The organism is Microterricola pindariensis, assembly GCF_002936985.1.
In the GTDB taxonomy this organism is placed as follows: Bacteria; Actinomycetota; Actinomycetes; order Actinomycetales; family Microbacteriaceae; genus Microterricola; species Microterricola pindariensis.
This window is the reverse complement of sequence record NZ_MPZN01000113.1, coordinates 1-4,830: the sequence shown is the minus strand read 5'-3', so window position 1 is coordinate 4,830 and position 4,830 is coordinate 1. Positions and strand designations below refer to the sequence as shown.

The 4,830-nt window shown below is 68.2% G+C and carries 6 protein-coding genes; 1 reads left to right on the top strand and 5 read right to left on the bottom strand.

Annotated features, from left to right (window positions below; all coding sequences use genetic code 11):
- Window positions 1-302: 302 nt before the first annotated feature.
- From GY24_RS17065 to GY24_RS17045, 5 genes are read right to left on the bottom strand one after another with little or no spacing between them, the layout of a single operon-like run.
- Window positions 303-1,151 carry an aldo/keto reductase gene (locus GY24_RS17065; RefSeq protein ID WP_104477802.1) on the bottom strand — a complete coding sequence of 283 codons (849 nt, stop codon included), beginning with the start codon at window positions 1,149-1,151 and terminating at the stop codon, window positions 303-305.
- A 55-nt stretch (window positions 1,152-1,206) separates the two neighbouring features.
- Window positions 1,207-1,959, bottom strand: coding sequence for an ABC transporter permease (locus tag GY24_RS17060; RefSeq protein WP_104477800.1), 753 nt, complete (start codon window positions 1,957-1,959; stop codon window positions 1,207-1,209).
- On the bottom strand, window positions 1,956-2,924 hold the full coding sequence (locus GY24_RS17055) for an ABC transporter ATP-binding protein (protein WP_104477798.1): 969 nt from the start codon (window positions 2,922-2,924) through the stop codon (window positions 1,956-1,958). Before GY24_RS17055 ends, GY24_RS17060 begins: the two co-directional genes overlap by 4 nt.
- Window positions 2,921-3,232 carry a winged helix-turn-helix domain-containing protein gene (locus GY24_RS17050; RefSeq protein WP_083365555.1) on the bottom strand — a complete coding sequence of 104 codons (312 nt, stop codon included), beginning with the start codon at window positions 3,230-3,232 and terminating at the stop codon, window positions 2,921-2,923. The genes GY24_RS17055 and GY24_RS17050 overlap by 4 nt, the downstream gene beginning before the upstream one ends.
- A gap of 5 nt (window positions 3,233-3,237) precedes the next feature.
- Entirely contained in the window at window positions 3,238-3,879 is a 642-nt protein-coding gene (locus GY24_RS17045) for a hypothetical protein (protein WP_104477796.1), read from the bottom strand.
- Between the two features lie 169 nt (window positions 3,880-4,048).
- On the opposite strand from GY24_RS17045, the gene GY24_RS17040 reads away from it, so the two are divergent.
- The coding region (locus tag GY24_RS17040; protein WP_133161240.1) for a DEAD/DEAH box helicase at window positions 4,049-4,830 on the top strand (782 nt) is incomplete at its 3' end.

Genomic DNA, 4,830 nt, shown 5'->3' with positions numbered 1-4,830 from the left:
TCCCCGCCCCGTGTCAAACCGAGCGAATCAGACACTCATGGCATGAAAACCAGAGCCGACTCAAACTCGAACACGAGGAGAAGAAGAGGAGAGTTATAATCTTAGGCGTGAAACCCGGGCTTCGCAAATGCGGGAACCCGAAGATTTGTGGCTAAGATCTTGTCCCGCTTGAGGCCGGCAGCTGAACCAGCTGGCCGCACCTGTGGGGTGACAAGAGACAACAATACGTGCGCCCCCGACACCGCGCAAAGCGGCGCCACCACCGGGCGTGTCGGGCTGCACTGCCCCTTGAGCCCCCGTCTTTAGTTGACGTCGTCGGGGTTGGCCGAGACCCGGCCCTCGCGCTCCAGCCCGGTGATCGCCTGCTGCTCGGCTTCCGTCAGCTCGAAGTCGAAGACGTCGAGGTTCTCGGCCATGCGCGCGCGTCGGGTGGACTTGGGGAAAAGGATGTGGCCCTGCTGCAGGTGCCAGCGGATGACGACCTGGGCCGGCGTCTTGCCGTGCGCCTCGGCGGGCGCCGTCACCTCGGGCAGCTCGAAGAGGTTGTATTTGCCCTGGCCGAGCGGGCCCCAGGCCTCGAGCTTGATTCCGTTGGTCGCAGTGCGCGCTGCGGTCGCCGGCTGCTGGTGCGCCGGGTGCAGTTCGATCTGGTTGACGGCGGGAACGACATCCGTCTCGGCGAGCAGGCGGGTCAGGTACGGGACGGTGAAGTTGGAGACTCCGATGGACCGGGCGCGGCCGGTCTCGCGGATCTTCTCGAGCGCCCTCCACGCCTCGACGAAGCGGTCGTTCGCCGGGGCGGGCCAGTGGATCAGGTAGAGGTCGACCTCGTCGAGGCCGAGCTGCTCGAGGCTGCGCTCAAACGCGTCGAAGGCGGACTGGGTTCCCTGGTCGTCGTTCCACAGCTTGGTGGTGATGAAGAGGTCCTCGCGGGCGATGCCCGAATCGGCGATGGCCCGGCCGACGCCGGCCTCGTTGCCGTAGATGCGGGCCGTGTCGATGTGCCGGTATCCGACCTCGAGGGCGTCAGTGACGATGCGCTCGGTCTCGGCCGGCTCCACCTTGAAGACGCCGAACCCCAGCTGCGGGATCGTGTGGCCGTCGTTCAGGGTGATCGTGGGGACTGCACTGGTGCCGGCTTCGTTGCTCATGGATCCATTCCATCATGGATGCCGCCACTGTGACGTTGAGTGGCGGCGGCGACGCTTAGTGGTAGCGGCGGCCCTCGTCGCGGCGGAAGAGGAGCAGTGCGCCGGCGAAGCCGACCACGGTCCAGACGAGGATGCCGACCCACACCCACCATTCCAGCTGCCCGCCCTGCACCGCCCAGATCACGAGCTCGCGGGCCTGCCGGGACGGCATGAACTTGGAGAGCGTGTTCAGCCAGTCGGCGAACAGCATCGGCGGCAGGAACAACCCGCCGGCGAAGGCCATGCCGAACATGACGATCTGCACGACGGCGATCGCGGCCTTGGACGGCATTGAGTAGCCGATGCAGATGCCGATGAGCATGAACGGCAGCGAGGAGACCGCCAGCGCGATGAAGCCGGCCAGCACGCGCGGCGGCGAGGCCTCGGCGGCGGTGAACAGCCCGCCGACAACGATGACGGGGATGATCGCCGCCAGGCCGAGCGTGCCGGTGGCGAAGATCTGCGCCAGCACGCGGGCAATGCCGGGCGCCGGCAGGGTGCGCAGGTACGGGTCCCACGGCTTCTCCCTGTTCTCGGAGATGGTCAGCCCGAAGCTGAACAGCGCGTTCGACATCACGGCGAACACCGCGAGCGAGATCACGGCCTGGGTCGCGTACAGCGCATTGCCGGCGACGACCTGCTGGGGCACGACGAAGAACAGCAGGGCGAGCGTCGGGAACGCGAGCGCGCTGATGATCGCGATCGGCACGCGGGCGGTCTCGATCAGGTTGTACTTGGTGTGCAGCACGGTGAGGGACAGGGTGCTCATCGCGAGACCTCCGTTGCATAGGGTGCGGATGCCGCGTCGGCCTCGACGGACGCCGCCCGGCTGGAGTGTGCCCGCCCGGAGTCGGTGAGCGTGAGGAAGGCCTCCTCGAGCGTCGCCCCGCGCACGGCGAGGTCGGCGAACGGAAGACCGGAGCGCACCAGCTCGCGGATGAGCTGGTCGGAGTCGGCCGCGTAGAGCACGAGGCCGGCGGCATCCGCGCCCTCGCCCGCGGTCTCGGCGCGCGCAACGCCGGGGAGCGCGCTGACCGCGGCGACCTCAGGGGTGCGCAAGCGGATCTGCCGCACGCCGACCTGGCCGACGATGGCCTGCAGGCTGTCGTCGGCGATGACCCGCCCGCCCTCCATGACGACGACGCGCTCGGCGAGCGCCTCGATCTCCTCGAGGTAGTGGCTGGTGACGACGACGGTGGCACCCGCCTCGTGCTGGCGGCGCACCGCCGCCCAGAGCGCGTGCCGGCCGTCGATGTCGAGCCCGGTGGTCGGCTCGTCGAGCAGCACGAGCTTCGGGCGGCCGACGAAGGCGAGCGCGACGCTGAGCCGGCGCTTCTGGCCGCCGGAGAGCGCGCCGGTCTGGCGGCCCAGCAGGGTGGTGAGGCCGAACTCCTCGGCGAGCGCCTCGGTGGGCTGGCGGTCCTCGAAGTGCCTGCCGACGAAATCGATCACCTCGCCGACCTTGAGCGTCGGCGGCAGCGCCGTCTCCTGCGGCGTGCTGCCGAGGCTCTGCCGGGAGCGCACGTCCTGCGGCGAGCGGCCGAGCAGGGTGACCGTTCCGGTTGTCGGCCGGCGCAGCCCGTTGATGAGCGAGATCAGGCTGGTCTTGCCCGCCCCGTTCGGGCCGAGCAGGCCGACCATGCTGCCGGCCTCAATGGTGAGGGTGACGTCGTCGACGGCGACGACGTCACCGAAGCGGCGGGTCACGCGGTGGAGCTGGGCGAGGGTGCTCATGCTGTTCCTCCCAAGAGTTGTCTGAGTGCGTCGGTGTAATCCTCGAAGGCGCGGCGGCCGGCCTTCGTCAGGGCGATGTAGGTGACGGGGGTTCGCCCCTGGTGCTCTTTGTCGACGAGAACGTACTCGGCGTCCTCGAGCTTGCGCAGGTGGGTCGAGAGGTTGCCCGGCGTCATGTCCAGCAGCTCCTGCAGTCGGGGGAACGTGATGCGGTCCCCGACCGGGAGCGTGGCGAGCGTCGCGGTGATCTTCAGGCGGGCCGCGGCGTGGATGACCGGGTCGAGCTCGCCCTGCTGGGTGGGTGACATGCCGGTCACCGCCCCTGGCGCAGTCGCACGGCGAAGATGATGGCGGCGATGAGCAGCGCGCCGCCGCCGAAGACGGCCATCACAATGTTGTTGGTGGGCGCACCGAAGAACGGGGCGATGGCGCCGACCACGAGCATGATGATGCCGAGCACCAGCATGCTCACCTGTCGCCAGAGTGCGGCGCCGGCCAGGTAGAGGGTGCCGCACATCAGGGCGAAGCCGGAGGGAAAGTAGATGCTGGCCAGCTCGGAGGAGAGGCCGTTGGCGATGAGGCCCATGCCGAGCGCCGCGAAGGCCATGCCGCAGAGCGACCAGGACACCCCGTAGACAGCGCCGGCGAAGGTGGATACGCCCTTGACCCCGCGGCCGAGGCGGATGCCGATGATGATCGACGCGACGATCGCCCCGGCGATCAGGATGCCGAAGATGGGTGCGGCCACGGACATCGGGATGCGGAACCACGGGTTGCCGCCCTCGTACGCCGACCAGAGCAGCGTGAAGCCGACGAGCCACGCGACGCCCCAGAGGCCGAGCATCCAGGGGATCGGCCGCAGCATCATCCGGTCGACCCGGCGCTGCTGCGCCGCGATCACGGCCAGCATCTCGGCGGCGTCGTCGGTGCGCTGGGGTTCGGTGTTGTTCGTCATATCTACTTTGTAATGCAAAGTGCTTTGCGGTGTCAAGCATTTTTCGGATCAGGTTCGCTCTGCGCCATTTTGTTGCCCTCTGCGCCACGTGAAGTGGCGCAGAGGGCAACAAAGTGGCGCGGGCCGCCGATGCCGGGCGGGCAGGGCAACCGCGTACGATTGAGGGCTGATGACTGACACCGCGATCCCCGAGATTACGTACCCGCCCGAGCTGCCGGTGAGTGCGATGCGCGACGAGATCGCCGACGCCATCCGCGACAACCAGGTGGTGATCGTGGCCGGCGCGACCGGTTCCGGCAAGACCACGCAGATCCCCAAGATCTGCCTCGAGCTCGGCCGCACCAGCATCGGTCACACCCAGCCGCGCCGACTGGCCGCCCGCACCATTGCGGAGCGCATCGCCGAGGAGCTCGGCCAGGAGGTCGGCGGGCTCGTCGGCTACCAGGTGCGCTTCACCGACAAGGCCACGGCGAGCACCCGCGTGAAGCTGATGACCGACGGCATCCTGCTCAACGAGATGCACCGCGACCGCCTGCTGCGCCGCTACGACACGATCATCATCGACGAGGCGCACGAGCGCAGCCTCAACATCGACTTCCTGCTCGGCTACCTCAAGGAGCTGCTGCCCAAGCGGCCAGACCTCAAGGTGATCGTCACCTCGGCAACGATCGACCCGGAGAGCTTCGCCAAGCACTTCGCGGATGCCGACGGCACCCCGGCGAAGATCATCGAGGTCTCCGGTCGCACCTACCCGGTCGAGATCCGCTACCGGCCCTTGGTCGCCGAGGAGTCGTTGGATGAGGACGACGAGGAGCAGACCGGCGCGGCCAACCCCGCCGACGACAAGGACTACCTGCAGGGAATCCTCGAAGCCCTCGACGAGTTGAACCGCGAGTCCAGCGGCGATGTTCTCGTATTCCTCTCCGGCGAGAACGAGATCCGGGATGCCGA